Annotated in this window: 1 protein-coding gene; it reads right to left on the bottom strand. The window is 52.4% G+C overall.

Annotation, left to right across the window (positions count from 1 at the left end):
• Positions 1–1,170, bottom strand: a 1,170-nt coding sequence (locus QF010_RS33970; protein ID WP_429534839.1) for a hypothetical protein, incomplete at its 3' end; no start/stop codon positions are given.
• Between the last annotated feature and the right edge of the window lie 200 nt (positions 1,171–1,370).

The raw sequence follows: 1,370 nt of genomic DNA, 5'->3' as shown, positions 1-1,370 counted from the left end.
TTTTTGCGCATGGAGTATGGTGTTATTAACCAGTTGCTCCAGCGATTGCTTTCGTTCAAGGGGAATCCCCTGAATCTGTGTGCCCCCCAGTTGGGTGGGCTGAAAACCTGGGCGAGTGGATGGCGGCTCTGGCGGAGAGGGCGCGGCCCGCTTTTTGCCCTTGCTGCCAGTCGGTTCCTCTGTTAACAACGGCGACAGTGATCGGGGCTGTTGGGTGTACGACGTAAGTTCACCCCTTGGAGGGGGGGAAGCCTGTTCGGGAAGCACCACGCCAGTCTCATTCTCCCAATTTGTTTCAGTGCCCCCATAACCCAATCTTGTCAGGTAAAGCCCTTGGGTGTTTTTTTCGAAGGTTGCCTCCAGTATGCCAAACTCCCCCTGCGACAGGGACACGTTGGCTTGATAGTAGTTTAAGAGGCCGCTTACTAGATCAGGGTCAACCCGTCTCAGGTTGTCCCAGCCGCACAGTAAAGCGCTACGTAGCCGCTGATTGCGTTCGGCGCTTTCAGGCTTGTCATCACCGGAGAGCCGAAACGGACCGGGATGCGGCGAGTGAAGGCGAGCGAAGTCTGCTGCGGGGTTTACGGTGGATGGCTGAGTGCTTGCCGTTGGGGGCGGCGGCGTGAACTGCAACGGTTCGTCAATTTGTTGCAGGAACTCGTTTGGAAGACTCAATAGAGGATGTTGCGACGGGGCAGTGCCTGCAGCATCACCCCTCGGTTCGGGGAACCTCATCAACACCGGCTTTTCGAATGCGCCACGGAACGCCACGGCCAAAATGTCATATTCAGATTTTTCATTCAGCTTCGCTTGTACTACCAAAGCATTTTTATTTTCTTGCCTCCCATATTGAACAATACCAGTAATGCCAGTTTGTTGATGATTAGGCGAAAGTTGCAAAGAATCACTCTGCATTGAATTTTTTACAAGGCTAGCAAGTTGTTTATCGCTTCCGACACCTTGACTCCCCATGGCATTCAAAAACTGAAACGAGTGTTGGCTTAGATATGCTGACGTTAGAGAACTCGCATGCAGGGATAGTGGCGTGTTCGCAGGCGCCGGTGTGCCCCCTTCAATATGGGTTGGTCCGACCTGCAAGTTACCTGAGGGAGGGCCTATACCACTTGAATTCATAAAATACTCCAGATGCAAAATATCAAAACGATGCATTGAGTGGCACGAGTATACCTATAGGTTCCAATCTTGGATCTTTTCGTTGTCGCCTTCGACGATGGCACGCTCATCGGTAGTCAGCGCAACCTCCTCCCTATACCGGCGTATCGACACCTTGAGAAAAGGTTCGTGCTATAGGAATTGCCCAAGTCGTAGTAGAGATACGACTCACTGTCCTGCCGGGCGATGACGTCATG

Origin of the sequence: Pseudomonas silensiensis, assembly GCF_050434865.1 — a bacterium.
Lineage (GTDB): Bacteria > Pseudomonadota > Gammaproteobacteria > Pseudomonadales > Pseudomonadaceae > Aquipseudomonas > Aquipseudomonas fluorescens_W.
Note: the sequence above shows the minus strand (reverse complement) of the source record. Positions and strands in the feature narration are given on the sequence as shown.